General features: G+C 58.8%; 25 protein-coding genes. 9 read left to right on the forward strand and 16 right to left on the reverse strand.

Annotated elements, in window-relative coordinates; genetic code table 11:
* The first annotated feature begins 60 nt into the window (after positions 1 to 60).
* Genes Q0864_RS10350 through Q0864_RS10360 form a run of 3 tightly spaced genes read left to right on the forward strand, consistent with a single transcriptional unit; the run spans position 61 to position 3,600 of the window.
* On the forward strand, positions 61 to 1,323 hold the full coding sequence (locus Q0864_RS10350; RefSeq protein WP_298568957.1) for an ABC transporter permease subunit: 1,263 nt from the start codon (positions 61 to 63) through the stop codon (positions 1,321 to 1,323).
* Between the two features lies 1 nt (position 1,324).
* Positions 1,325 to 2,803 carry an amino acid ABC transporter permease gene (locus tag Q0864_RS10355; RefSeq protein ID WP_298568959.1) on the forward strand — a complete coding sequence of 493 codons (1,479 nt, stop codon included), beginning with the start codon at positions 1,325 to 1,327 and terminating at the stop codon, positions 2,801 to 2,803.
* Positions 2,804 to 2,814: 11 nt separating this feature from the next.
* Complete coding sequence (locus tag Q0864_RS10360) at positions 2,815 to 3,600, forward strand: amino acid ABC transporter ATP-binding protein (protein WP_298568961.1); 786 nt, start codon at positions 2,815 to 2,817, stop codon at positions 3,598 to 3,600.
* A gap of 91 nt (positions 3,601 to 3,691) precedes the next feature.
* Here the strand turns inward: Q0864_RS10360 and Q0864_RS10365 are convergent, their stop codons facing one another.
* The 4 genes from Q0864_RS10365 to argB form a co-directional block, all read right to left on the reverse strand.
* Complete coding sequence (locus Q0864_RS10365; protein WP_298568963.1) at positions 3,692 to 4,195, reverse strand: histidine phosphatase family protein; 504 nt, start codon at positions 4,193 to 4,195, stop codon at positions 3,692 to 3,694.
* Positions 4,192 to 4,878 carry a ferredoxin gene (locus Q0864_RS10370; RefSeq protein ID WP_298568965.1) on the reverse strand — a complete coding sequence of 229 codons (687 nt, stop codon included), beginning with the start codon at positions 4,876 to 4,878 and terminating at the stop codon, positions 4,192 to 4,194. Before Q0864_RS10370 ends, Q0864_RS10365 begins: the two co-directional genes overlap by 4 nt.
* On the reverse strand, positions 4,815 to 5,609 hold the full coding sequence (locus Q0864_RS10375; RefSeq protein WP_298568967.1) for a sterol desaturase family protein: 795 nt from the start codon (positions 5,607 to 5,609) through the stop codon (positions 4,815 to 4,817). Before Q0864_RS10375 ends, Q0864_RS10370 begins: the two co-directional genes overlap by 64 nt.
* A gap of 67 nt (positions 5,610 to 5,676) precedes the next feature.
* Positions 5,677 to 6,537 carry an acetylglutamate kinase gene (gene argB / locus Q0864_RS10380; RefSeq protein WP_298568969.1) on the reverse strand — a complete coding sequence of 287 codons (861 nt, stop codon included), beginning with the start codon at positions 6,535 to 6,537 and terminating at the stop codon, positions 5,677 to 5,679.
* 108 nt (positions 6,538 to 6,645) lie between these two features.
* On the opposite strand from argB, the gene Q0864_RS10385 reads away from it, so the two are divergent.
* Positions 6,646 to 7,389, forward strand: a complete 744-nt coding sequence (locus tag Q0864_RS10385; RefSeq protein ID WP_298569485.1) for an SDR family oxidoreductase — start codon at positions 6,646 to 6,648, stop codon at positions 7,387 to 7,389.
* A gap of 12 nt (positions 7,390 to 7,401) precedes the next feature.
* Here the strand turns inward: Q0864_RS10385 and yihA are convergent, their stop codons facing one another.
* The 6 genes from yihA to Q0864_RS10415 form a co-directional block, all read right to left on the reverse strand.
* Entirely contained in the window at positions 7,402 to 8,055 is a 654-nt protein-coding gene (yihA, locus tag Q0864_RS10390; protein WP_298568971.1) for a ribosome biogenesis GTP-binding protein YihA/YsxC, read from the reverse strand.
* On the reverse strand, positions 8,052 to 8,804 hold the full coding sequence (locus Q0864_RS10395; protein ID WP_298568973.1) for an MOSC domain-containing protein: 753 nt from the start codon (positions 8,802 to 8,804) through the stop codon (positions 8,052 to 8,054). The genes yihA and Q0864_RS10395 overlap by 4 nt, the downstream gene beginning before the upstream one ends.
* Positions 8,804 to 10,609 carry a membrane protein insertase YidC gene (yidC, locus tag Q0864_RS10400; protein WP_298568975.1) on the reverse strand — a complete coding sequence of 602 codons (1,806 nt, stop codon included), beginning with the start codon at positions 10,607 to 10,609 and terminating at the stop codon, positions 8,804 to 8,806. Before yidC ends, Q0864_RS10395 begins: the two co-directional genes overlap by 1 nt.
* Positions 10,610 to 10,716: 107 nt before the next feature.
* Positions 10,717 to 12,249 (reverse strand): bifunctional diguanylate cyclase/phosphodiesterase, encoded by a 1,533-nt coding sequence (locus Q0864_RS10405; protein WP_298568977.1) that lies wholly within the window; start codon positions 12,247 to 12,249, stop codon positions 10,717 to 10,719.
* 110 nt (positions 12,250 to 12,359) lie between these two features.
* A complete protein-coding gene (gene ttcA, locus Q0864_RS10410; RefSeq protein ID WP_298569488.1) occupies positions 12,360 to 13,205 on the reverse strand; it encodes a tRNA 2-thiocytidine(32) synthetase TtcA in 846 nt (281 codons plus the stop codon).
* A gap of 141 nt (positions 13,206 to 13,346) precedes the next feature.
* On the reverse strand, positions 13,347 to 13,577 hold the full coding sequence (locus Q0864_RS10415) for a hypothetical protein (RefSeq protein ID WP_298568979.1): 231 nt from the start codon (positions 13,575 to 13,577) through the stop codon (positions 13,347 to 13,349).
* A gap of 204 nt (positions 13,578 to 13,781) precedes the next feature.
* Between Q0864_RS10415 and Q0864_RS10420 the strand changes: the two genes are divergently transcribed.
* Positions 13,782 to 13,946, forward strand: coding sequence for a hypothetical protein (locus tag Q0864_RS10420; RefSeq protein ID WP_298568981.1), 165 nt, complete (start codon positions 13,782 to 13,784; stop codon positions 13,944 to 13,946).
* A gap of 321 nt (positions 13,947 to 14,267) precedes the next feature.
* On the opposite strand, the gene yidD is transcribed toward Q0864_RS10420, so the two are convergent.
* Genes yidD through rpmH form a run of 3 tightly spaced genes read right to left on the reverse strand, consistent with a single transcriptional unit; the run spans position 14,268 to position 15,111 of the window.
* Complete coding sequence (gene yidD, locus Q0864_RS10425; protein ID WP_298568983.1) at positions 14,268 to 14,522, reverse strand: membrane protein insertion efficiency factor YidD; 255 nt, start codon at positions 14,520 to 14,522, stop codon at positions 14,268 to 14,270.
* The gene (gene rnpA / locus Q0864_RS10430) at positions 14,519 to 14,959 is read right to left on the reverse strand and encodes a ribonuclease P protein component (protein ID WP_298568985.1); all 441 of its coding nucleotides are present in this window, start codon (positions 14,957 to 14,959) and stop codon (positions 14,519 to 14,521) included. The genes yidD and rnpA overlap by 4 nt, the downstream gene beginning before the upstream one ends.
* A 17-nt stretch (positions 14,960 to 14,976) precedes the next feature.
* On the reverse strand, positions 14,977 to 15,111 hold the full coding sequence (gene rpmH, locus Q0864_RS10435; protein WP_248367959.1) for a 50S ribosomal protein L34: 135 nt from the start codon (positions 15,109 to 15,111) through the stop codon (positions 14,977 to 14,979).
* 266 nt (positions 15,112 to 15,377) lie between these two features.
* On the opposite strand from rpmH, the gene Q0864_RS10440 reads away from it, so the two are divergent.
* From Q0864_RS10440 to Q0864_RS10450, 3 genes are read left to right on the forward strand one after another with little or no spacing between them, the layout of a single operon-like run.
* Positions 15,378 to 16,115 carry a TVP38/TMEM64 family protein gene (locus tag Q0864_RS10440; protein ID WP_298569491.1) on the forward strand — a complete coding sequence of 246 codons (738 nt, stop codon included), beginning with the start codon at positions 15,378 to 15,380 and terminating at the stop codon, positions 16,113 to 16,115.
* A 1-nt stretch (position 16,116) separates the two neighbouring features.
* A complete protein-coding gene (locus Q0864_RS10445) occupies positions 16,117 to 17,487 on the forward strand; it encodes an FAD-dependent oxidoreductase (RefSeq protein ID WP_298568989.1) in 1,371 nt (456 codons plus the stop codon).
* Positions 17,488 to 17,511: 24 nt separating this feature from the next.
* Positions 17,512 to 18,900: a HAMP domain-containing sensor histidine kinase gene (locus Q0864_RS10450; RefSeq protein ID WP_298568991.1), complete on the forward strand. Its 1,389-nt coding sequence runs from the start codon at positions 17,512 to 17,514 to the stop codon at positions 18,898 to 18,900.
* A gap of 23 nt (positions 18,901 to 18,923) precedes the next feature.
* On the opposite strand, the gene Q0864_RS10455 is transcribed toward Q0864_RS10450, so the two are convergent.
* From Q0864_RS10455 to Q0864_RS10465, 3 genes are all read right to left on the reverse strand, one after another.
* Positions 18,924 to 19,397, reverse strand: coding sequence for a GNAT family N-acetyltransferase (locus tag Q0864_RS10455; protein WP_298568993.1), 474 nt, complete (start codon positions 19,395 to 19,397; stop codon positions 18,924 to 18,926).
* Positions 19,398 to 19,443: 46 nt separating this feature from the next.
* Positions 19,444 to 22,650, reverse strand: coding sequence for a 2Fe-2S iron-sulfur cluster-binding protein (locus tag Q0864_RS10460; protein WP_298568995.1), 3,207 nt, complete (start codon positions 22,648 to 22,650; stop codon positions 19,444 to 19,446).
* Positions 22,651 to 22,813: 163 nt separating this feature from the next.
* Positions 22,814 to 23,431: a TetR/AcrR family transcriptional regulator gene (locus Q0864_RS10465; RefSeq protein ID WP_298569494.1), complete on the reverse strand. Its 618-nt coding sequence runs from the start codon at positions 23,429 to 23,431 to the stop codon at positions 22,814 to 22,816.
* Positions 23,432 to 23,515: 84 nt separating this feature from the next.
* Between Q0864_RS10465 and Q0864_RS10470 the strand changes: the two genes are divergently transcribed.
* Positions 23,516 to 25,069, forward strand: a complete 1,554-nt coding sequence (locus Q0864_RS10470; RefSeq protein WP_298568996.1) for a trimethylamine methyltransferase family protein — start codon at positions 23,516 to 23,518, stop codon at positions 25,067 to 25,069.
* The last annotated feature ends 23 nt before the right edge of the window (positions 25,070 to 25,092 follow it).

The raw sequence follows: 25,092 nt of genomic DNA on the forward strand, positions 1-25,092 counted from the left end.
GGCACCGCGGCAAAAGCCGCCGTCTTATAAAAATAGCCAAGGGCAACGGGGACGTCTTCTATGACAACTACAACCGACCCTCATCAGGGCCAGTTCCGGCTATCCATGCTTTTGTATGACAGCCGGTACCGCTCGATGACCATTCAGATTGTCGCGTTGATTGGCTTTCTGATGCTGATCGGCTGGCTGCTGTCCAACACAGCACAAAACCTTGCAGATCTTGGGAAAGAGCCCGGCTTCAGCTTTATGCTTGAACCCTCGGGCTATGACATCAATCAGCGCTTGCTCGACTACAATTCGCAGGATTCGCACTTGCGCGCGTCCCTTATGGGGCTTCTGAACACGCTTCTTGTGGCAGCCATGGGCTGCATTGCTGCAACAGTCATCGGCGTGATCATTGGCGTTTTGCGCTTGTCGCCAAACTGGATCGTCGCGCGCCTGTCCGCTGTGTATGTGGAAGGCTTCCGCAATGTCCCGGTTCTGTTGTGGATCGTGTTCATAATGGCGGTGCTGATCGAAACACTGCCGCAACCAAGCGCGTTCCGCAAAGGCGAGGCCAGCATGTCCCTGTGGGACACTGTGGCCATTACGAACCGGGGTGTTTATATCCCCGAGCCGCTTTTCTCGCGCAGCTTGGGTGATATCCACGTTCTGGGCTCCTCTGCCCTGCGATTTGATGTCAGCCTTGACTTGCTGGCGCTTCTGGCGGTTTTGATCGCGGGCATTCTGACCTCAGTGCTGATCAAACGTCGCGCCGATGTTATTCAAGAGGCAACGGGTGAGCGCCCGCGCACATGGCACTTGCGCCTTGGCGCCATTGTTGTTCCGTTCATTTTGGTTCTGGCCGTTTTGGGGTTCTACCTCGGCTATCCCGAGCTGAAGGGCTTCAACTTCAAAGGCGGCACGCACCTGCGCAACTCGCTTATTGCGCTTTGGCTGGCGCTGTCGCTTTACACCGGGGCCTTCATCGCCGAAATCGTGCGGTCTGGTATTCTGGCCGTGTCAAAAGGACAGACCGAAGCCGCCAGTGCCTTGGGCATGCGTCCGAACCGCACTATGAGCCTTGTGGTTCTGCCCCAAGCGCTGCGGGTGATCATCCCGCCGCTCATTTCGAATTACCTGAACCTCACCAAGAACAGCTCGCTGGCGATTGCCGTGGGTTACATGGACATCACGGGCACTTTGGGTGGCATCACGATGAACCAGACAGGCCGCGAGCTTGAAACGGTTTTGTTGCTGATGCTGGTCTACCTGACCATCTCGCTGACGATTTCGGCGGTGATGAACTGGTACAATGAATCCGTGAAGCTGAAGGAGCGCTGATATGTCTGATATGTCCTACGTTCGCTCTGAAATGTTGCCTGAACGCGCTCCACCTGCATCGCAGATTGGGTTTGTCGGCTGGATCCGCGCCAATCTGTTCAATGGAGTTGGCAACTCGATCCTGACCATCCTGTCGCTCATTTTCCTGTGGTACATTCTGTCCGCACTTCTGCCTTGGATTTTCGCGCCGACCTGGAACAGCGGTTCGCTGAATGAATGTCGCGAGATTTTTGGCGCTGATGGCGGTCATGGTGCTGCCTGCTGGGGCGTAATCCGTGAACGCTGGGTGCAGCTATTGTTCGGCTTCTATCCAGAAGCAGAGCGTTGGCGCCCGATCGTCGGCTTTGGGCTTTTGTTCGTGGCGCTGATCCCGGTGCTGTTCAACATGATATCGCGTCGGATGAACTGGGTGTTGCTGCTGGTAGTGCTTGGTCTGGCGGGGCTCTATCTTGGTGGTGCATTGGGTATCATCGCGGGTCTGGTGCTTCTTGGCGCGGCTGGCTTTGTTGGCTTCAAGGCCTTCACCACGTCGAAAGAGGATCGTGCCGCCGAAATCGCATCAGGGGCCAAGCGTCTGCCCAACCCCTTCATCTTCTCGGCGATCTACCCCTTCATCGCGCCTTGGTTGCTGTGGGGTGGGTCGATCTGGTTGCCCGTCGGTGCCGCGCTGGGTTTTGTGGTTGGTTACTTCGCCTACCGCTTCCTTGCGCCTATCGTTGGCAGTCTTGCAGGGTTGATCATCGCAGTGTTGGCAGCGCTGGTCTGGTGGCTGTTTCTGACAGGTGGCTTTGCCAGCATTATGCAAAGCATCATCCCCATCGGGCTTGAGGCTGTCGAAAGCCGAAATTTCGGGGGCTTCATGCTGTCGATCACCATCGGCGTCGTGGCCATTGCCTGTTCGTTGCCCATTGGCGTCGTTCTGGCCTTGGGGCGTCAATCCGATCTGTTGATCGTCAAGGCGCTATGCGTGGGCTTTATCGAGTTCATTCGCGGTGTGCCGCTGATCACGCTTCTGTTCGTGGCGTCCACGCTTTTGAACATCTTCCTGCCACCCGGCACCAATTTTGACATCATCCTACGGGTGCTGATCATGGTGACCCTGTTCGCCGCAGCCTATATGGCCGAGGTCGTCCGGGGCGGGCTTGCGGCCCTTCCCAAAGGCCAATACGAGGCCGCGGATGCGCTTGGGCTGGACTACTGGAAAGCCCAGCGTCTGATCATCATGCCGCAAGCCCTGAAGATCTCGATCCCCGGGATCGTGTCGACGTTTATCGGCGTGTTCAAAGACACGGTGCTGGTGTCGATCATCGGCCTGCTTGATCCGTTGGGACTGTCAAATGCTATCCGTGCAGACCAGGACTGGAACGGGGTGGTGTGGGAGCTTTACGGCTTCATCGCCTTCATGTTCTTCGTCTTCTGTTTCTCGATGTCGCGTTATTCGATGTATCTCGAACGTCGACTTCGCACGGACCATAGTTAAAGGAGCGACCTATGTCGTCTATTACTCTCGAAACCCACGCCGACCGTTCCAAGATGGAAGTCTCGGACGAAGTTGCCATCGAAATCCGTGGCATGAACAAGTGGTATGGTGCCTTTCACGTGCTGCGTGACATCGACCTGAAAGTCTATCAAGGCGAACGGATCGTCATCGCGGGGCCATCAGGGTCTGGTAAATCGACGCTGATCCGCTGCATCAACCGGTTGGAGGAGCACCAGGAAGGGCAGATCATCGTCGATGGAACCGAGCTGACCTCGGACTTGAAGAACGTGGATAAGGTGCGTTCGGAAGTGGGGATGGTGTTTCAGCACTTCAACCTTTTCCCGCACCTGACCATTCTGGAAAACTGCACGCTGGCGCCGATCTGGGTGCGCAAGACGCCCCGCAAAGAGGCGGAAGAAATTGCGATGCATTTTCTTGAGAAGGTGAAGATCCCGGAACAGGCGCTGAAATATCCCGGCATGTTGTCGGGGGGGCAGCAGCAGCGTGTGGCCATCGCCCGCTCGCTGTGCATGATGCCGCGTATCATGCTGTTTGACGAACCCACCTCAGCACTTGACCCCGAGATGATCAAGGAAGTGCTTGAAACCATGGTCGAGCTTGCCGAAGAAGGCATGACCATGCTGTGCGTCACCCACGAAATGGGCTTCGCCAAGGAAGTCGCCAACCGCGTGATCTTCATGGATGCGGGTCAGATCGTGGAACAGAACGAACCGGAAGAGTTCTTCAACAACCCACAGAACGAACGCACCAAACTGTTCCTGAGCCAGATCCTCTGAGCCTTGATAAGTCAGAAAAACGAAAGCCCTGCCATCATCCGGCAGGGCTTTTTCTTTGCCCGCTGTTGGGCCGTGCCTGTGTGGGTCGTCGCTAAATCAATTCACGCGGCACAACGAAGTCGACCACCCGGCCTGTGCCCCAATCCACGTCTTCCCATTTGTCCACGTCAAACTCGATTACGGCTGTCGCGGCGGTCGGATAGTGAAAGAATTTCGGGTGGGCAAAAGGCTCGGAGGCGAGCCGACGCGCCATATATGCCGAGCCCGGATTATGGGCAATCATCATCGCCGTTTCGCTTTGTGCTTTCTTGAGTGCCGCCAGCATCGTGTCCGGGTCAGCCAAATAAAGCTCGCGAAGATACGTAGCCTTCGGCGCACCAACGAACTTGTCAGCGATCAACGCCCATGTTTCGCGCGTGCGTTCGGCGTCGGAACACAGAACGGTGTCCGGGAAAAGCGCCTTGCTGACCAGCCAACGCCCGATCGCCTTGGCCGATGCGCGTCCCCGCTTGTTCAGCGGGCGGGCGTGATCTTCCAGATCAGCATCGCCCCAGCTGGATTTCGCATGTCGGGTCAGGATCAGTGTCAGTGTCATGTCGGGTTAAATGCTTTCATATGGAAGGCAGACTGAGCGGCCAACCTGCCATAAGACCGACTGACAGGGCAAGAGCGGCGAACCGCGCATCCTTCCCCCATGCAATCAACGCTGTCGGGCCCGTTCAGATGGGTGATGCAGGCCGAAACTTCGTAGTCTGCCGCCCCTAGCGCATCCACCGGGCAAGCAGTGCGGCACGGGGCAGCGCACCCGTCGCAGGGGCGTGCCACCGCGTCTGGCAAGGTCAGATGGCCCGGCACCCTTACCGCGCCGCGATAGCTGACCCACAGCCCCGCCGTATCATGAACCAATAGCGCCACGGGGGATTGCCACGCCCGACCAGATCGCAACGCCCAGTCGAAAAACGGTGGATAGGGCGGACCATCGGATGGAAAGACCGCAGTCCCGCGCCAGCGGTTTGCCAAGTCCCCGATCGTGCGTTTGGACCAACGATCCATCGGGTCTGCGACTTGATCGGCGTATTCAGGGCTTGCGGTGAAGGTCGTCCAGAAACCGGGCTCATACGGGCCCAACAGAACCACCGTATCCGGCCCATCATGCAACACGCCGAACACGTCCAACTGCACGGCACGCGCATTCCGCGCCAGCCGCTCCAGCGTCATTTCCGGCGAAACGGCAGCATCAGGCTCCAGCCCAGTTTTGATGGATTGTCGTCTTGCCATTGCAGCCCGATCACCATGTCGTCATGCCCGTCGCGGGGCTGATCCGTGTATGTCTTGAATATACGATCCCAGATCGACAGACAGAAGCCATAGTTGCTGTCCGTTTCGTCCCGGTGAACGGAATGGTGCACGCGGTGCATGTCGGGGGTGACGAGGATCAGCCTTAGCCAGCGGTCCAGACCCAGCGGCAGACGCATATTGGCGTGGTTGAACATGGCCGAGCCGTTCAACACGACCTCAAACAAGATCACGCCAAGCGCGGGTGCGCCGATCAGATAGACAACCCCGATCTTGATGATCATCGAGGCCGCAATCTCGACCGGGTGAAACCTAAGCGCGGTGGTCACGTCGAAATCGCGGTCGGCGTGATGCACGCGGTGCAGGCGCCACAAGACAGGCACTTTGTGAAAGACGAGGTGCTGCGCCCAGATGGCAAGATCAAGGATCACCATGGCGGCGATGACCTCGACCCAGACGGACAGCGTGATCATGTTGAACAGCCCCCAGCCTTGGGCGGCAGCATCCAAAGCTGCACCGACGGCCAACAAGGGCAGAAGAACATTCATCAAGCGCAGGGTCAGGGTGTCGACAACAATGATCGACAAATTGGTGAACCAACGCGTCTGCCTTGGTTGGGTGCGCGGCCGTCGCGGCACTTTGGCCTCGACAGTTGCGAAAAGCGCGAATAGGCCAAGAAACGTGCCAAGGCGAAGGATGAGTTCATATTCCATACAGCGTATTTATGGACTACCCACCCAAGCGCAAGACACATTCCCGCGACGAATTGTGCCGCGACGTCTAGGCGCGGATCAACGACCCTGCACCGTGATCGGTGTAAAGTTCCAGCAGGCAGGCATTGGGCGCGCGTCCATCAAGGATGACCACCGCCCGCACGCCGCCGTCAATCGCAGCAAGCGCGGTTTCGGTTTTGGGGATCATCCCCCCAGCAATCACGCCCGCGGCCGTCATCTCTCGAATTTGCGTGGGCGTCAGTTCGGTCAGAACCTCTCCGTCCGCGTTCTTGACGCCCTCGACATCAGTCAAAAGCAACAAGCGGTCCGCCTTCAGGCCAGCCGCGATTGCCCCGGCCATCGTGTCACCGTTGATGTTGAACGTCTCACCGTTGCGGCCCGCCCCCAATGGGGCGATGACAGGTATGGTTTCAGTGGTGGCCAGATCGTGCAGAACGGACACGTCCACATCGACCGGCGTGCCTACAAAGCCCAGATCGGGGTTGGTCTGGTCGCATATCACAAGGTTCGCGTCCTTGCCCGAAAGCCCGACGGCTTTGCCGCCTTCTGCGTTGATCGCCTGCACGATCCGCTTGTTGACGCTGCCCGACAGCACCATTTCGACCACTTCCACGGTGGCGGCGTCTGTCACGCGCTTGCCGTTCACAAACTCGCTTTTGATCTGCAACCGATCCAGCATGGAGTTGATCATCGGCCCGCCGCCATGCACGACCACAGGCATCACGCCCACCTGACGCATCAGGACAATGTCGCGCGCAAAGCTCGCCATCGCCTCGTCATCGCCCATGGCATTGCCGCCAAACTTGATGACAACAGTGGCCCCGGCATAGCGCTGCAAATAGGGCAGGGCTTGGGAAAGAGTGCGGGCGGTGGCGATCCAGTCGCGGTTCATTTCTTGCGTCTTCATCTTTTATTCCTCGTGCCACCCCGTGTTAGAGCGTCGGCAACCCGCTGCCAAGGGGCATTGCGCCCGGCCCGCGTGCTGCTAGGGTTGCGGCGAACCCAACCGACAGGAATGGTGATCATGGCCGAGCGACAAAAGACCCTTCTTCTGACTGGTGCAAGCCGCGGTATCGGCCATGCAACCGTGCGCCGGTTCAATCTTGAAGGCTGGCGGGTCATCACCTGTTCGCGCCACGCGATCCCTGAAGAATGTCCCTGGGGCGGAGCTGGTGAAGATCACGTGCAAGTGGACCTGTCCGACCCCACAGATACGATTAATGCTGTTGGGGTCATTCAAGATAAACTGGATGGACGCCTCGATGCGCTGGTCAACAACGCCGGTATTTCTCCGAAGGGGCCGAATGGAGAGCGGCTGAGCACGCTGAACACTGACCTGATGGATTGGGGCAAGGTGTTCCATGTAAACTTCTTTGCATCCGTGGTTCTGGCGCGGGGGTTGAAAGACGAACTGGCGGCGGCCAAAGGGGCTGTGGTGAATGTGACGTCAATCGCAGGCGTGCGCGTCCACCCATTTGCTGGCGCGGCCTATGCGACCTCAAAAGCGGCGCTTGCCGCGCTGACCCGTGAAATGGCGCATGATTTCGGGCCGCTGGGTGTTCGGGTCAATGCGATTGCGCCCGGAGAGGTCGAAACCTCGATCTTGTCGCCGGGAACCGAAAAAATTGTCGAGAAACTGCCAATGCGCCGCCTCGGTCAGCCCGAGGAAGTCGCCGCCGCGATCTATTTCCTGTGTTCGGATGACAGCTCGTATATCTCGGGAACCGAGATCGAGGTGAATGGCGCCCAGCACGTGTAGGCCCGCGTTTGGTTAGTCCAGCGACGCGATGATGGCGCGCAATGTCTCGATGCCCAGGCCTTTTTCCGAGGATGTCAGCACCATTTCCGGAAAGGCCGCCGGGTGTTTGGACAGTGCGCTTCGCACTTGCGTCAGCATCTTCTCGCGGTCTTTTTCCTTGACCTTATCAGCCTTTGTCAGAACCGCCTGAAATGTCACAGCGGATTTGTCCAAAAGCGACATGATCTCGTCGTCCACAGGTTTCACGCCGTGGCGGGCGTCGATCAAAACGAAGGCGCGGCGCAGGTTTTGACGCCCCGAGAGGTAAGATTTAAGCAGCCGCTGCCATTTCTCGACCACCTTTACCGGTGCGTTGGCATAACCATAGCCGGGAAGGTCCACCAGATAGGGGCCGTTGGTCGTCGTGAAGAAGTTAATCTCTTGCGTCCGGCCCGGCGTGTTTGACGCGCGTGCGAGTCCCTTACGGCCCGTCAGGGCGTTGATCAGGCTAGACTTCCCAACATTCGATCGCCCGGCGAAGCATACCTCGATCCGGTCTGGGTCGGGTAGTCCGTCCATCGCCACAACACCTTTCAGAAAGTCAGTGTTAGCGGCAAATAGCAGGCGGCCCGCTTCACGTTCCGGTGCGTCCGGGTCTTCTGCCAAGGGGAAGGGCAACTGGCTCATGCGATCACCTGCACCGGACTGTCGACATGGACGATACCGGGTCTTACGACGTAGCCGTAGACGCCGAACTCCTGATGACCCCAGCCTTGCTTCAGCGCCCCCAATGTATCTGCGTCACGCTCGCCCGAGCGCGTATTGGCTGTGGTGGCAAGGCAACGTGTAATCTCTTCGCGGACCTCCAGCTCCGCTTCGCCCACCTGAATATGTTTGCCCCCCCAGCTTTTTTCATCCCAGGCCGCAAGTCCGGCCAGCAACAGGTTTCCGCGCCAGCGTTGCGGTGAAAGTTCTTGGTTCAGATGCGCCTCGACCGCTTTATGCGAGGTCAGATTGATCAACGAGATCGAGGGGAAATCTGTGTCCGTCATCCCGCGATCAGCCGCTACAAGCTGCACAGGCGCTGCGCGTTCTGGCGGGCAAAGGGGGGTGACCCACTCGATGAACCGCGCGTTGTCGTCAGGGCGGTCGGGATTGAAGGTAAGGCCGGGCTGGAGCGGATGCGTCAGCGTGATCGTGTTGCTGGTCGCGTCAAAACTTGCAGACAACGCCATCAGCAATGGGGCCTTCGCCCCGCGTGAGAAATTCGAACATGGCGCCCATTCGCCAGTTTCAACCAGCTTCGCAGCTTCATGCGCCACCGCCCATTGGCGATCATGGGGCAGGCATTCACCCACTTTCAGCATGACCTGCAAAAGCGCTTCACGCCCATGCGACTTGATCGGATGTCGCCATATTTCGGCGACGTGCGCCATTAACTCGCGTCCTTCGACTTGCGCTTGAAGGTCTTCAACACATTGCCCAACACGTCAGGCTTGTGCCCATGGCTGCGCATGATTGTGTATTGCTGAATGAACGTGATCGTGTTGTTCGCAATCCAGTAAACTACAAGGCCCGAGGCAAATTGACCCAACATGAACATGAACACCCACGGCATCCACGCGAAGATCATCGCTTGTGTCGCATCGGTGGGTGCCGGGTTCAGCTTCTGCTGTAGCCACATCGAGATACCAAGAATAATCGGCAAGACGCCGAGCGACAGGATCGCAAGCAGGCTTTCCGGACCCGGAGGGGCGTAGGGCAGCAGGCCGAACAAGTTCAGGATCGAGCTGGGGTCGGGCGCCGAAAGGTCGTTGATCCAGCCGATCCAATGCGCGTGACGCAGTTCCAGCGTCACGAAGATCACCTTGTAGAGCGAAAAGAAGATCGGGATTTGCAGCAGGATCGGAAGACAACCAGAGGCGGGGTTAACTTTCTCGCTCTTGTAAAGCTCCATCATTTCCTGCTGAACTTTCGCGCGATCGTCGCCTGCGCGTTCCTTGATCTTTTCCATCTCGGGCTGAAGCTCTTTCATCTTCGCCATAGAGACATAGGATTTGTAGGCGAGCGGGAATAGAACCGCCTTGATCACCAAGGTGAGGCCGATGATGGCCCAGCCCATATTGCCGATGACACCATTCAGCCAGTGCAGCACGGCGAAAATCGGCTTCGTCAGGAAGAAGAACCAGCCCCAGTCGATCGAGTCGATGAAGCGATAGATTCCTTCATCGTTTTGGTAAGCGCGGATGGTTTCCCATTCTTTGGCGCCGGCAAACAATCGTGTTTCAACGCTGGCCGACGCACCCGGCGCAACGTCTTGCGTGGGCATCCGGATTTGGGTCTGGTAGATGTCAGCATTGTCAGCATAGCGAACGACCGAGGTGAACGCTTGGCCCGGTTCAGGGATCAGGGTCGTCATCCAATAGTGATCTGTGAAACCGATCCAGCCGTTTTCCTCGACCTGGCTCACGCTTGCGCGCGCGCCTTCGCGTTCGTCATAAGACAGATCGGTGAGGTCAGAATAATCAGTTTCCTCCAATTCGGCATCGACCTGGCGCACCACGCCTTCGTGCAGAATGAAGAACCCTTTCAGAGTCGTGGGTTCACCGTGACGGGCCAGAACACCATAGGGTGCCATGCGATGCGTTTTGTCGCTGGCGTTTTCAACCGACTGATTGATGGTAAACATGAAATTCTCATCAACCGAGATGGAGCGCCGGAAGATAAGCCCACTGTTGTTGTCCCAGCGCAGTGTGACGGGCGTTTCGGGCGTCAGTTTTACGCCCTTTTCTACGGTCCATATGGTCGAGGGCCCGGGCACATCTTCAAGCGCCGTCTGGCCGCCGGGAGTCCAACCGTAAAGGGCGTAATATGCCTCGGGTTCGCCGGTTGGGCGCAACAGTGTCACGATGTCGCTCTCCTTCGAGAGCTCGACATGATAGTCTTTGAGTTTCAGATCATCCAGACGGCCACCAAGCAGTGAAATCGACCCAGAAAGCTCGGGTGTGTCAATTTTGATCCGGCCGACATTTGCTTGTTGTTGCGTCACGTCGGTGGTGGTTGCGGCGCTTGGCGGCACTGGTGCCGCTGGCGCCAGTTGACCTTGGCCCGCGGCCTGTTCCGTCACCGCTGCACCCGTTTCGCCAACGGGTTCCGCAGGTGGGAACAAGATCATCCAGCCAGTGATGACAAGGAAGCTCAACACTGTTGCGAGGATCAGGTTCTTGTTCTGGTCGTCCATTGGGCCCACCACTGTAGATTTCGGTCAGGCTGGTTCAACAGGGCAGGGGGCGAAAGGTCAAGCAGTTTTAAGCGTCGCGGCTATGAAACATTGGGCTGAACGAAGTGCTATGCCCGCCGAGGAAGGGACGAAATAGCAGGAGTTTGAGTCTGGTGGCTTTCAATCCAACTGGCAAGGCTTTCGGCTGGCATTGGCTTGGCAATGGAAAATCCCTGAACATGATCGCAACCAAGCTGCGCCAGAATTGCATGTTCGCCATGGCTTTCGACGCCTTCGGCGACCGTGCCAACACCAAGTTGCTCTGCCATGGTCAGCACCGCTGCGACCATGCTTTGTTGGTCCCTGTCAGTATCTACATGGGTGACAAACGAGCGGTCTATCTTGATCCGGTTGATGTCGAAACGGCGAATGTTCGCAATCGATGCATGACCGGTTCCGAAGTCATCCAGGTCGATGTTGCAGCCCAAGCGTCTGAGCGACGCAATATTGTGGGTCACGACTTCGTCGTCACCGTCAGCGATGACGTTTTCAAGTATTTCGCAAGTCAGACGGTTTGCGGGCATTTCGAACCGATCCAGTTCCCAACGAATTTTTTCAAATAGTTTCGGATTGTTCAACTCGTCCGTAGACAGGTTCAAGGCAACCGACGGGACCCCTAGTTCACGCTTGTCCCAATCCTGTAGCGCTTTGAGAGCGCCAAAAAGCATGACTTCGCCAAGCCGCTCCAGCAAGCCAGCCTTGGCGAGGGCGGGCAGGAATGCGCCCGGGGCAATTAGGCCGAGGCTGGGGTGCTGCCAGCGTGCCAACGCCTCAACCCCGGTAAGTTGACCGGTATCGGTGCTGATCTGGGGTTGAAACCATGGGCGGATCTGACCCGAATCCAGCGCCTGGACAAGGTCGGCATTTGTGTGGTCAGACCGCGCAGATCGGCCTGGCATTCCGTTGGAAAAGGCGCGAATGCTACCCGGGCCGGCAGCCTGAGCTGCAATCAGGGCACCCTGAGCGGCGGCAAAGAGCGCCTCGCCCGTCGCCTCAGGCGCTCGCGAGGGAAGCACAAACCCAATGCATGCCGAAAGATGGACGCGCGCGTTATCAACCATAATCGGGTCGCTGACAGCAGTTTGCAGCCGTCCGGCAAGCTGAAGGGTGGCTTCCAGATCAGCGCGCTGGTGTTTATCGATGGCAATACCGAAGGTGCCATCGCCAAGAAAGCAAACAAGGTCGTCGCGCCGCAATGCAGACCGTATGCGGTCAGCCAAAGTTTCCAGAACCAGATCGCGCGCGGCGTGCCCCATTTGCTGCGCCAGGTCGGAAAGGTCGTCGACCTCAAGCAGAAGGCAGGATTTTTCGAACTCGGCATCCGACGTGAAACCGCGATCAAGATATTCAAGAAGCTTGCCCTTCATGGGCAGCCCGGTAATGGCATCACTTGCCCGCGCGTCAACTGGCGGTGTGCGCGTCAGCGAGCCTGCAAGCGCCAGCAACCCGGGAAACAGGATGGCGATTAGAAGCATCAGGTTTTCGCCACCATACCAATAGGCACCAAACATCACGGCCGGTAAGAACGCGGCCAGATGCGGGGCCGTTAAAAGTGCCCGCAGGTGTCTTTTCGCAGAGGACTGATCCCATTTGGCAGCCATATTATGTTCCCTTGCTGTGTTGGCCACCGCTAAGGCGCCCGCTTTTCCCGTCAGGGACAAACTAGGAACGTTTGGTCAATCAGCCGTTAACGGGATCGAGAAAACTGCTGCTAATTTTCTGTATTTGCAGCGTTTGGTCGGGCGAGCCCCGCGAAATCGAACAGCTGTGCGTCCAGCAAATGACTGGGCCGGGTGTTCATCAGGGATCTGAACATGATCTGGCGGCGGCCGGGAAAGTTTGCCTCCCACCCGTCGAGGATTTTCTTGACCTGTTGACGTTGCAACCCGTCTTGCGAACCGCACAAGTCACAGGGAATAATCGGATAATTCATCTGTGTGGCAAACTTTTCGCAGTCGACCTCTGCCACATGGGCAAGGGGGCGGTAGACGAACAGATCCCCTTCTTCGTTCACCAGTTTGGGCGGCATGGTCGCAAGGCGCCCGCCGTGAAACAGGTTCATGAAGAATGTCTCGAGGATATCGTCGCGATGATGGCCCAGAACCACGGCTGAACATCCCTCTTCGCGGGCGATGCGATACAGATTGCCGCGCCGCAGCCGCGAACACAGCGAACAAAACGTCCGACCTTGCGGGATCTTATCCATGACGATCGAATAGGTGTCTTCGTATTCGATCCGGTTGGGCACTTTCATCTTTTTCAGAAATTCCGGCAAGACAGTGGCTGGAAAGCCTGGTTGTCCCTGATCAAGATTGCAGGCCAACAGTTCGACGGGCAAAATGCCGCGCCACTTCAGCTCGTAAAGCGCGGCGAGCATCGTGTAGCTGTCCTTGCCGCCGGATAGGCAGACCAGCCATTTCGCCCCGCGTTCAACCATACCGTATTGGTCCACTGCCTCGCGGACATTGCGAATGATCCGCTTGCGCAGCTTCTTGAACTCGGTGGTCGAGGGCGCGCCGTGAAACAGCGGGTGAATATCGTCGAGATCGTCCAACATAGGCGCGGCATAGGGGAAAACGGGTGGCCGGGCAAGGGTCAGGCGTCGGGCGTTGGGTCGATGCGCCACGGGGGGAAACGCCTGTCGGGACCTGCGTTGAAATCGGTGACATTCCGCGTGATCTGATTCGAACCCATGGCGTCACAGAAAATGCTGTCGCTGGGACGGCAAAGACTGGGGCGCATCCAGCAGGTTCAGATCTCGGCGCATATGCGGTGTCAGATCCTCGTAGCGCAGCTTTTGCGACGGGCGCGCAAACAGGGCTGCCCGGATCACACGCCAGCGGCCGTGGCGTTCGATCAAACCAATCAGGGTGGATTGCAGCCTTTTGCGGTGCCGACTGCGCGGGGGAAGTGTCAAAACATATGTCATACAGGGTCTCCTGGCGATTTTTTGCGATCCTCGGACCTCAAGTAAACTTTAGGTCAAGGCGTAATTTGGGCCGTCCGCTGTAGGCGCTTTGGACGGCCCGAAGGATCACAGCCGCGGGTCGCGCAGCCCTGGCGGAGGGCGGCCGGGCGCAAGCCCTACGTCGCGACGCAGGTGGTCGGACATGTGGTCCACGCGCGGTCGCCGATGGCGCCGAGTGGCAAGGTGCGCGACCAGCACACGCAAGACGCGCCAAGCGCCGTGATGTGTGACAAGCTCGCCGACGAGATCGTTGAGCCGAAGCGGCTCAGAATGGAAATTCGAGTCCATCATGGGTTGGATACCGATGCGAACACCGGCCCTCTTTTTTGAAGTTGTGGTTTTTGAAACCCCTGAAAGCGGCGAAGTCGCAGACGCAATAGGAGCGTCACGAAGAACCGAGATTTGGGGTGCGAGATTGCCTGATTACAGGCGATGGAGAGGGGTGGTCAGCGTCGCGACACGAAGGTCACGAAGCGTGGCTGCCCCAAAGCACCGCAAAGGCACAGGCAAGGTGATAAGCGCTGGTATCTGTCATAAAACGCCTCCTTCTTGCTCAAGCGTTGCGGGTGAGGGGCTTATAGCGCAATCAGCTTGGAAATCAACGTCGGTGGCCGTTGCGCCACGAGTTGTGGCCTGACAGTCACAGCCCGATCAGTGCCGGTGGTCGTGACTGCAATCCGTTCGATTGTCAGGCACCGGGTCAAAGCCGCATGACCCCCAAGGGTTGCAGCGCGCTATGCGCTTGGCCGCCAGCCAGCCACCTTTGATCGCCCCATGTTTCTGCAATGCCTCAAGCGCATAGGCGCTACAGGTTGGTTGATAGCGACAGTTAAAGCCAACCCAAGGGCTGAAGATCATCCGATACGCCCGGATGGGAAGAGACAGAATGAAGGCAGCAGGGGTCATGGCTTTTTGCGCTTGGCGTGGATCTGTTGCAGGGCGCGGACAAGATCCGCTTTCATATCAACATAGCTGCGGCTTGCGGTTTTTTCCGCGCGACCGATCAGCACATAGTCCCAGCCCGGTTTGCCAAAGGTGGGCAGCACGTCGCGCGCGATGGCGCGCAGCCGCCGCTTGGCATGGTTGCGGGCCACAGCGTTCCCGACCTTCTTGGAGCAGGTGTAGCCGATTCGGGTTTGGTCGGCGGGTGCTTTTTCGCCTTCGCGGCGGCGGCGGGCCTGCAACAGAAAAGCAGGCGCAGGGGCGCGGCGCGCGCGCGCGGCGGCCAGAAAATCGCGCCGCTCGGTCAGCGTTGCGATCATTGGTTTCCCCGCGCAAACGGAAACCGCCGCAGACCCTTCGGTCCCGGCGGTTTTCGATGTGTCAGCTTTGGGCGCAGACATGACTGCGACCCGACGGCTTATGCGCTCAGCGACTTCCGACCGCGTGCACGGCGCGCGTTCAGAATCTTGCGGCCAGCAACAGTAGCCATGCGCGCACGGAAGCCGTGGCGGCGTTTGCGAACCAGGTTCGAAGGTTGGTAGGTGCGTTTCATCGCCCGTCTCCGTATTTGCGTCCCAATCCCGGTGGATTCGGAGCGTGTGTTATTCGAAGCCCGGTCTATAGGCGGCATTCGAGGGCAAGTCAAATGCCCGATGCATTATTTTTACGCCTTTTGTTACAGGCGGGAACGTTTTCGTCAGCCCCGTTCAAGCACGCGTGATGTGGGTGGGCAAGGGGCGCATTTGCGCTCATCTTGCAGCGAGACCAACATGCTACCCAGCTTATTATGCCATGACGGCACTGGAAAGATCCATGATGATGACCGAGCCCAATTCGGAAACCGCGAAAAAGACCCAAAGCCCAATCCTGCGCCGCCTTCCGCTGATCGCGATTGTTGTCGTTGCCGCGGTTGGCGCATTTACGCTGCGTGACTACCTCAGCTTTGAAACGCTGGCCGAAAACCGCGAGGCGCTTTTGGCGTTTCGCGATGCAAACTACCTGATGACGGTGCTGGCGTTCATTGCGGCCTATGTGGTCATTGTCGGCTTTTCACTGCCCGGCGCGACGATCGCGACACTTACCGGAGGCTTTCTGTTCTCGACCTTCCCCGGCGTGTTGTTCAACGTCACGGCTGCCAGCATCGGGGCCACGATCATCTTTCTGGCCGCCCGTTGGGGTTTGGGTGAAAAACTCGCCGCCAAGATGGAAACCAGCGAGGGCAAGGTGAAAGCGATCAAGGACGGGATCGACGAAAACCAGTGGTCCGTCCTGTTCCTGATCCGCCTTGTGCCGGCTGTGCCGTTCTTTGTGGCCAACCTGATCCCCGCGCTGGTCGGCGTGCCGCTGCACCGGTTCCTGATCTCGACCTTCTTTGGGATCATTCCGGGCGGTTTGGTTTACACCTCGGTCGGCGCTGGGTTGGGCGAGGTTTTTGCCCGTGGCGAAACCCCCGATCTTGGCGTCATCTTTGAGCCTCACATCCTTCTGCCCATCTTGGGACTGGCCGCGCTTGCCGCCCTTCCCATGGTGCTGAAGCGTTTCAAAAAGGGAGCCTGAAATGGCCGAACGTATCAAGGTTGATGTTTGCGTCATCGGGGGCGGATCGGGTGGCTTGTCCGTGGCGTCGGGCGCGGTTCAGATGGGGGCGTCCGTCGTGCTGCTGGAAGGTCACAAAATGGGCGGCGACTGCCTGAACTATGGCTGCGTGCCGTCAAAGGCGCTGCTGCACGCGGCACAATCGGGAATGGGCTGGGACGACGCCCACGCCCATGTGCGCCAGACCATCGCGACTATTGAACCGCACGACTCGGTTGAGCGGTTCGAAGGGCTGGGCGTGCGGGTCATTCAGGACTATGGCCGTTTTACTTCGCCAACCGAGGTCGAAGCGGGCGACCATATAATCGAGGCGCGCCGCTTCGTGATTGCCACCGGATCGTCGCCCTTGGTGCCGCCCATTCCGGGGTTGGACAAGGTGCCGCATCTAACGAACGAGACCCTTTTTGATTTGAAAGAACAGCCCAAGCACCTGCTGATCATCGGTGGCGGTCCGATTGGCATGGAAATGGCGCAGGCGCATCGGCGGCTGGGCTGTGAGGTGACGGTGATCGAAGGTGCGAAGGCGCTGGGCAATGACGACCCGGAAATGGCCGCGCAGGTGCTGGATGCTCTGCGAGACGAAGGTATCGCCATTGAAGAAGAGGCGCTGGCCGCTGAGGTTAGTGGCAAGGTCGGTGCGATTGAGGTCGAGGTCAAAGACGGTCGCGTCTTCAAAGGCTCGCACCTGCTGGTTGCTGTCGGGCGCAAAGCCAACACCGACAAGCTAAATCTGGAGGCCGCAGGGGTAGAGCCGACGCGTGCTGGCATCAAAGTGGATGCGGGATTGCGCACCACCAACCGCAGGGTCTATGCCATTGGCGACGTGGCGGGTGGGCTGCAGTTTACCCATGTGGCGGGCTATCATGCTAGCGTGATCATCCGGTCAATGCTGTTTGGGTTGCCGTCAAAATCCCGGACGGATCATATCCCGTGGGCCACCTACACCTCACCTGAAATGGCGCAAATTGGTCTGACCGAGGCACAGGCGCATGAGGAACATGGCGACAAGGTCGAAGTCGCACGCTTTGATTTCGCTGGCAATGACCGCGCGATCGCGACGCAGCAAACCAATGGGCTAATCAAAGTGATGGTGGTCAAAGGGCGGCCCGTGGGGGTGTCGATCGTTGGGTCGGGGGCGGGCGAAATGATCAATCTTTGGGCGCTGGCCTTGGCCAATAACCTGAAGATGAGCCAGATTGCCGCCATGGTCGCGCCATACCCCACGATGGCGGAAGTCAGCAAACGCGCAGCAGGGGCCTATTTCTCGCCGCGACTGTTTGATAACCCTTGGGTTAAGCGGATTGTCGGACTGGTGCAAAAGGTTCTACCGTAAGGACATAAAGGCGGAGCGCGCGACGTGTTGAACACTCTTTCAGGCCGTTTCCTGATCTTGACGACACTGTTCGTCATGCTGGCCGAAGTGTTGATCTTCGTGCCCTCGGTCGCGCGCTTTCGCGAGGATTACCTGAGAACCCGGCTGGAACGCGCGCAAATCGCATCTCTTGTGCTGCTGGCCGACGACATGATCGCCCCGGAACTGGAAGCCGAACTGCTGGAAAACGCCGAGGTCTATAACGTGGTGCTGCGCCGCGACGAGGTGCGCGAGTTGATGTTGTCTTCGCCCATGCCAGCGGCAGTCGATAAAAGCTTTGATTTGCGCTCGGCCACGCCGATCAGCCTAGTGCGTGACGCCATGGCCCGACTGTTCAGCCCCGAACCCGAGGTGATCCGCGTGATTGGCGACCCGGTGCGTGCAGGTGGGCTGGTGATCGAGATCACGATGATGACAGGCAAGTTGCGTTCGGCAATGATCGACTATGGCCTGAACATTCTGTATTTGTCGGCGGTGATTTCGGTGATCACGGCGGGGCTTTTGTTTCTGGCGGTGCAAAGGCTGATGGTGCGTCCGATCAAGGCGGTTGTCAGCAACATGAAAGACTATGCCGCCGACCCCGAAGATGCGCGTCGGATCATCCAACCCGAGACCCGCGTGACCGAATTGCGCGAAGCCGAACTTGCGCTACGCAGCCTGCAAACCGACCTGACCGGCGCTTTGAAACAGAAAGAGCGTCTGGCGCAACTTGGCGGGGCCGTGGCGCGGATCAGTCACGACTTGCGCAATATCCTGACCACCGCGCAGCTTTTTGCGGATCGGATGGAGACCAGCGAAGATCCGACCGTCAAACGCATTGGCCCAAAGCTGGTGAATTCGATCCACCGCGCCGTCAGTCTGTGTGAAAACACGCTGGCCTTCGGTAAGGCCGAAGAAGCAGCACCGACGATGAGCAGGGTCGCACTGGCCGAACTGGCTGCCGATATCCTTGACAGCGAACGCCTTTCGGCAGGGGATCACGACATTTCGTTTGCAGAAGACATTCCCACCGGCCTGACCTTGCGCGCCGACGCCGAACAGCTTTACCGCGTCTTGTCGAACCTTGTGCGCAACGCTCGTCAAGCCATCGAAACAAGCGGCAAACCAGGCGAGATCGCCGTGCAGGCAGCCGAAACCGCAGACGACTGGTTGATCCGTGTCGTGGATACCGGGCCGGGCCTGCCAGTCACGACGCAAGAACACCTGTTTCAACCTTTCTCAGGCACCAGCCGCAAGGGTGGGTCAGGCCTTGGGCTGGCCATTGCGGCCGAGCTCGCGCGCGGCCATGGTGGCACGCTGGTGCTGGAACACACCGGCCCCAAGGGCACCACCTTCCTTCTGACCCTGCCGAAAGAGGTCGCCCACGCCGAATAAGTAAGGTCTGGGTTAAGGATGCGTCAGGCAGTGGGCAATGGCACGTCAAATACCTTGCAGACCGCCCCGTCCGGCGTTCTGTAAGTTCGAAACCCCATCGCTTCATAATAGGCCAGACCTTCGGCGTTCGTGGCACCGATGGTCGCGTCAATATGCCTGATGCCCGCATCCTGTGCCGCCGTGGTGCTTGCAGCGAACAGGGCTTTGCCAACGCCCCGCCGGGCAGCACTTGGTTTGACATGGGTTCCGATGATGCCCCAACCGGGTGTGACATCGTAGGAATTACCCTCCGCCGCACGTGACAGCGCTTGCAATCCAAGGATCGTGCCATCGTCTTCCACCACCACGCTGCACTGGATGCCATCGGGATTGCTTATGTAATGCTCACGAACGAATGCTTCATCCCATGGCCTTTGACGTTTCCCTAGGTCCGCCAGTTCTTTCAAAAACGAACTGATTTCTGCCGCGTCGTCCGTCTTTGCCCGTCTGGTCTTCATCTGCCCATTCCCATCTGACTGTTCCCTGGCTTCGCCGTGGTGCTTGCTACAGGTCGATTGCGATCTCGCCGTCCGGATCTGCGGCCCGACTTTGGCACAGGATCATTTCAGTTTTGCGCTGGGCGTTTGACAGAACGAAGTCACGATGTTCGACCGCGCCCGAAAGCACACCGCATTTGCAGACTCCACAAATCCCGTCAGAGCATTTCACATCCACATGGATACCGGCCGCGTTCAGCGCATCAGCGGCGCTTTCATCCTCAGAGACCGCCACTCTGCGCCCATCTTTCAAGGTCAACGTAAAAGGATGGTTTTCATAGTCAGGTTGCTCGGGTGGGTTGAAATACTCCAGATGCTGCGCGGCTTCAGGAATGCCCTGCCGAGAGGCTGCGTCCATAGCTGCGGTCATGTAACGGTCTGCCCCGCAGCAATACACATGGGCGCTATCGGGTGCGCCTGACAGGATGGCATCGAAATCCGCCCGCGTGCCTTCGTCCGAGAAATGAAGATGCACCCGGTCAGCCCATGGCATAGCCGCAAGATCATCCAGAAACCCCGCATCCGCGCGACGGCTGGCCGAGTAATGCAGCGTGAAGTCTGCACCGATGGCGTGGAGGCGGTGGGCAAAGGCGATCATGGGTGTGATGCCGATGCCGCCGCCCAACAGAAAGGTTTTGGTGGCGCTTTCGTCCAGCTCAAAGTGGTTGATCGGCTTGGCGACGAACACCTTGCGCCCTTCGGTGAAAATTCGGTGCAGCAGGGCGGACCCTCCGCGCCCGTCAGCTTCACGCAGCACACCGATCTGATAGGTCATGCGGTCCGCGGGATTTCCGGACAGGGAATACTGCCTCAGTAGATCAGGGGCGACCAGCACATCCAGATGCGCCCCGGCGGTCCATTCCGGCAGGGGCGCGCCATCAAGCGCGGTAAGCTCGTATTTGGTGATGCCTTTGACCATCGGCGCGACCCGATTGACGACAAGCTGCAACACAGGGGCTTCGTCGGCAATTGTGTAGCGGTGAATGATCGACGGATCACCGGCTGCAAGTCGTGCGCGATAGTCGTCGGCGCTGTGCAGTGCCTGATACGCCGCAATGCCCGCCTCACGATCCATCGGAAAGGGATATGGATAGGGCGGTGGGGCCAGAGGCGCGGGATAGACCGCCAATGTTTGGTCTGCGTATTTCAAATCCAGATCGCGGTCGAGGTCGCGGCGGTTCACCGGGTCGTCCGTTGGATGATACCCGCCGTCCTCACCTAGCTTCAGATCCCACCACCATTTCTTGGTATCGTTCAGACCACCGTTCCCAACCGCGTCGTCCAGCTTGGCCAACACTGGCGCGGCCCCCGGCAGGTTTGACGCGGCCCACCGGAACGGTGCTTGGGCAAACAGCCCCTCAAGGTTCCAAGGACATGTTTTCATGCAGCGCCCACACATCGCGCCGCCGGGTTGTGTGACGCGATAAGTGGTGCATTTCTGGCTGTCCGATTTCCAGATCTCATAGCCGTTGAACATCAGTTTCGGCCCAGCGGTGATCGCACCTGACGGACATTCCCGCGCGCATTTGTTGCAGGCTTCGCAAAATCGCTGAAGGCCGAAGTCGATGGGTTTGTCATGCGCCATCGGCATGTCCGTCGTCACCACGCCCGACTTCAGGCGCGGGCCAAGATATGGGTTCAGGATCACTTCGCCGATCCGGCTAACCTCGCCCAGCCCGGCCAAAAGCAGCAAGGGAGGTTGCAGAACGGTCCCGTCCATCACGGTATGCGCTTTCGCGGAATACCCAAGGTTGCGGATCTGCTGCGCGATCACCCCACCAAGCAGCGAGAACCGCAGATAGGCGCGCATGGATTGGCTGACGGCGATCCAGTCATCGCCCGACGCGCCCTCCATCGTTTCAAACCCCTGATCGACAATCATCGAGATGGCTTGGTCGTGCAGGGGCACGATTTCGGCACCTGTGGCGTCGTGGCTATACCATGTCCAGTCCGGGCAGCGGCTGGTTCCGACCGCGTCAATGCCAAGAAAATAGCTGGCCGCTTTCAGTGCGGCGGCGTTTGCGACCGGGTCCGCAGGGCGTGGCGTGATGTGGTTGATCGGCCCATCCTGCAGGGGTGTCAGCACACCCAAGGTGCGGCGTTGCGCATAGCTGGGCGCCGCTTTTCGCACATAATGACCGCCTGCCGCGCTTTGCTGGAGCTTCTTGCCCATGTCGCCGAATTGCGCCCGCGCAAACATGTCAGCACGTTTGGGCACGCGGGCGACGTTAGGTTCGTCAATATAGGTTGTTGGTGTGTCGACGCGCTTTAAGCGTTCGAACGGGTGCGCGCCCATGGCATAGTCGCGCTTTGCAAATGGGTCGCGGTTCAGCGCGGATTTTGCCGAACCAACCCCCAGCCACCACGCTGGACCGTGGGTTTTGTGCCATGGCTGCTGGTTCATAGGCGCCAGTGGTCGGTCGTTCGCCAGCGCCAGGTCGGTCGTCACGGCGGCCAGACCAAACCGCGTGCCAAGCCAGGGCGCAATGATGGTATCATCTTCGGGCGTCGCTAGCCCTGCCGCGATGGCCAGCCGGTTCAGGTCAACATCGCGTGCGGTGCCGGTATGCGCCTTGGCATCAAAGCCAAGAAGTCGAATGTAGTTGGCGATGACTACCGCCGTTTCGGCGCCAAGCAAACAGGCGCGTTGGTCCTGTGCGTCCTTGATCCAGGTCGCGCCGGGCTCATCGGGCTTCGGGTCGCGGTGGTGCTCATACAGAAAAACGATGGCGTGGCTGTGCGTGGTGATGGGGCGGGGCGGGGCATTAAGGCTGTCGCTTAGCTCGGCCATCAGGGTGTCGATCCCTGCCGCAAGGGTGCGCACCTCGCGGGTGGCCAGCGATGCAACCAAATCCGCGATGTCGTCATTTTCAAGTGGAGTCGCAAGCCTGTCTGCGTCGGTCAGGGGTGCGATGGCGACCATAGAGGCGTCCGAGAAATACCCGAAAGCCTTTAGATGGCGGCTCCGTTCGCCAAGGTCATCGGGAATGGTGGCGCGGGCCGAATTGACCTCGCCATCGCGGGTGGCGTCCAGTGCGGCCTGATAGGGGGCCATCGCATTCACGATGCTTTCGGGGTGTTCCGCACGTTCAAATGAAACGGGGTCTGCGGGTAAAAGGCGCGACATATCGGGCATCTCGGTCTGCCTGACAAGGCGTTCCAAGGGATAGGGCCCCAAATGAACGGGGCGTTTCCGGGTCGAGAAAAGCCGCATCTCAGGCCGGGTCCAAAGCCGGGATTTGCTGCGGCAACAACAAAGAGGACGCCGACCAAAAGGATGTTTGGTGAGGGATCATTATGGTTTGCTCCGCATCTGGTCTAATCACGACCTGATCAGTTGAGCATGGACTGCAGGATGGCGCCAGCCCAGATTGGATTCAGTAACCGTATCTGGCGCGAAAGCGGTCTGCCTCGTTCTTGGTTGGCGCTTGCCCGGTGAACAGCTCGACATAGGCGGGGATACGACCGATCCGGCTGGCGGGATCCTCCTCGATCTCCATCGCGATGTATCCGGCCTGAGTATACAGGATCGCCATGGTGCGTATGTCGGCGTCATCCTTGGTATATCCGAACCGCTGGAACATCGCGGCGATCGCGGATTTTCGGCGATGATCTGCATGATCCAGCCGCTGTTTTAGATCGGGATCCGTTCGGGCCCAGTTGCGGATTGCGTTGTCCAAAGGCGCATCAAAAAGGCTGCGGTCCACCCAGCAATCTTGCAAGTTGAACATCGCCTCGCAAATCGTCTCAGCATACGCCTCGCACCGGGCGATCAAGTTTCCGGTATTCTTATCTTCCCACCGCGCGATCATTGCGTCCAGCAAGGCCTCTCGATCGCGAAAATGGTGATAGAATCCGGTGCGGGTCAGGCCCAGCTTTTTCGCCAACGGCATGACTTTTACGGCGTCCACACCGGCTTCGACCAATAGGTCCAATGCTGCATCCAGCCACATCTGGTCCGAGGCGCGCGGGCGGGTGGGGGCCATCTTGTTCATGCTGGCCATATTAGAAAACTTGACACAAGTGTCAAACGTGATGACAGATATGTCAGAAGAGTGACTCGCAAATGGGAGATTGCGATGAACCAAACGATACAGCGACGGCGTCGCAGCCCCCGTGAACCGCGTGATGGTCAGCCGGGCCAAAACCCGCATCTGGAACGCCCGTTCATTAAGCGGGGCATCCCCACCTACGACATTCTGGGCGATGATGCGCTTGCGCAGATCGAGGCAACCGCCGACCGGATCCTGGCCGAGATCGGAATCGAGTTTCGCGACGACCCGGAAACGGTCGAGATGTTTCGCAAAGCAGGCGGGCAGGTCACCGAATTGGACCCGACACGGTGGAACATCAAATTCGCCCCCGGCATGATCCGCGAGATATTGAAAACAGCGCCGGCCGAATTCACCCAGCACGCGCGCAACCCAGCCAACAATGTGCAAATCGGCGGTGACAACGTGGTGTTCGCCCCGTCCTATGGCAGCCCCTTCGTGATGGATCTGGACCGGGGGCGGCGATACGGCACGCTTGAGGACTTCCAGAACTTCGTGAAGTTGGGCCAAATGAGCCCTTGGCTGCACCATTCTGGCGGCACAGTGTGCGAGCCGACCGACATCCCGGTGAACAAGCGCCATCTGGATATGGTCTATTCCCACATGCGGTATTCCGACCGGCCCTTCCTTGGGTCGATCACCGCGTCTGAACGTGCCGCTGATAGCGTCGAGATGTGCCGCATCCTGTTTGGGGCAGATTTCGTGGACCAGAACTGCGTGATCATGGGCAATTTCAACACGACCAGCCCTCTGGTGATCGACGGTGTGACCTCGCAAGGTATTCGCGAATATGCGAAGGCGGGGCAGGGGTCGATTCACTTGCCTTTCCTGCTTGGTGGCGCGGTGTCACCCCTAACCATGGCGGGATCGGCGGCGCAGTGTTTGGCCGAAAGCATGGTGTCTTGCGCAATCGCCCAGCTTGAACGCCCCGGCGCGCCAGTGGTCTTGGCAAGTTTCCTAAGCTCCATGTCATTGCGATCCGGCTCGCCCACATTTGGCACGTCCGAGGCAGCGGTGGGCAGTCTGGTCTTTGGCCAACTTGCGCGCCGTCTGAACCTGCCCCTACGCTGTGCAGGCAACTTCTCGACCTCGAAACTGCCGGATGCGCAGGCGATGCAGCAAGCCATGATGTCGATGATGTCGGCCATCCATTGCGGCGCGAATTACCTGCTGCATTCAGCAGGGTTCCTCGATGGGCTTCTGTCGATGTCTTACGAGAAATTCATGCTCGACCTCGATCTGTGCGGCGCGCTTCATTCCTATCTGGACGGGGTGGCGGTGAACGAGGATACTTTGGGCTTCGACGCGCTGGCCGAAAAGGGGCCGGGCGAGCATCTGTTCTCAACCGCCCACACGATGCGCCACTACAAAACCGCCTATTACGACAGTGCCTTGGACGACCATCAACCATGGGAAACGTGGGATGAGCAGGGCGAGGTTGATATGGCCGCTCGTGCCAATTTGCGCTGGAAGGCCCAACTGGCGGCCTATGAGGCGCCGCCCATCGACGCCGCCGTTGACGATGCCCTGAAAGAATTCATAGCCCGCAAAAAAGCGTCCATGGACGATGCTTGGTATTGATGCTTGGTTTTAAGGAAGACGAC

The sequence above is a fragment of the uncultured Aliiroseovarius sp. genome (genome assembly GCF_947497285.1).
GTDB lineage: Bacteria > Pseudomonadota > Alphaproteobacteria > Rhodobacterales > Rhodobacteraceae > Aliiroseovarius.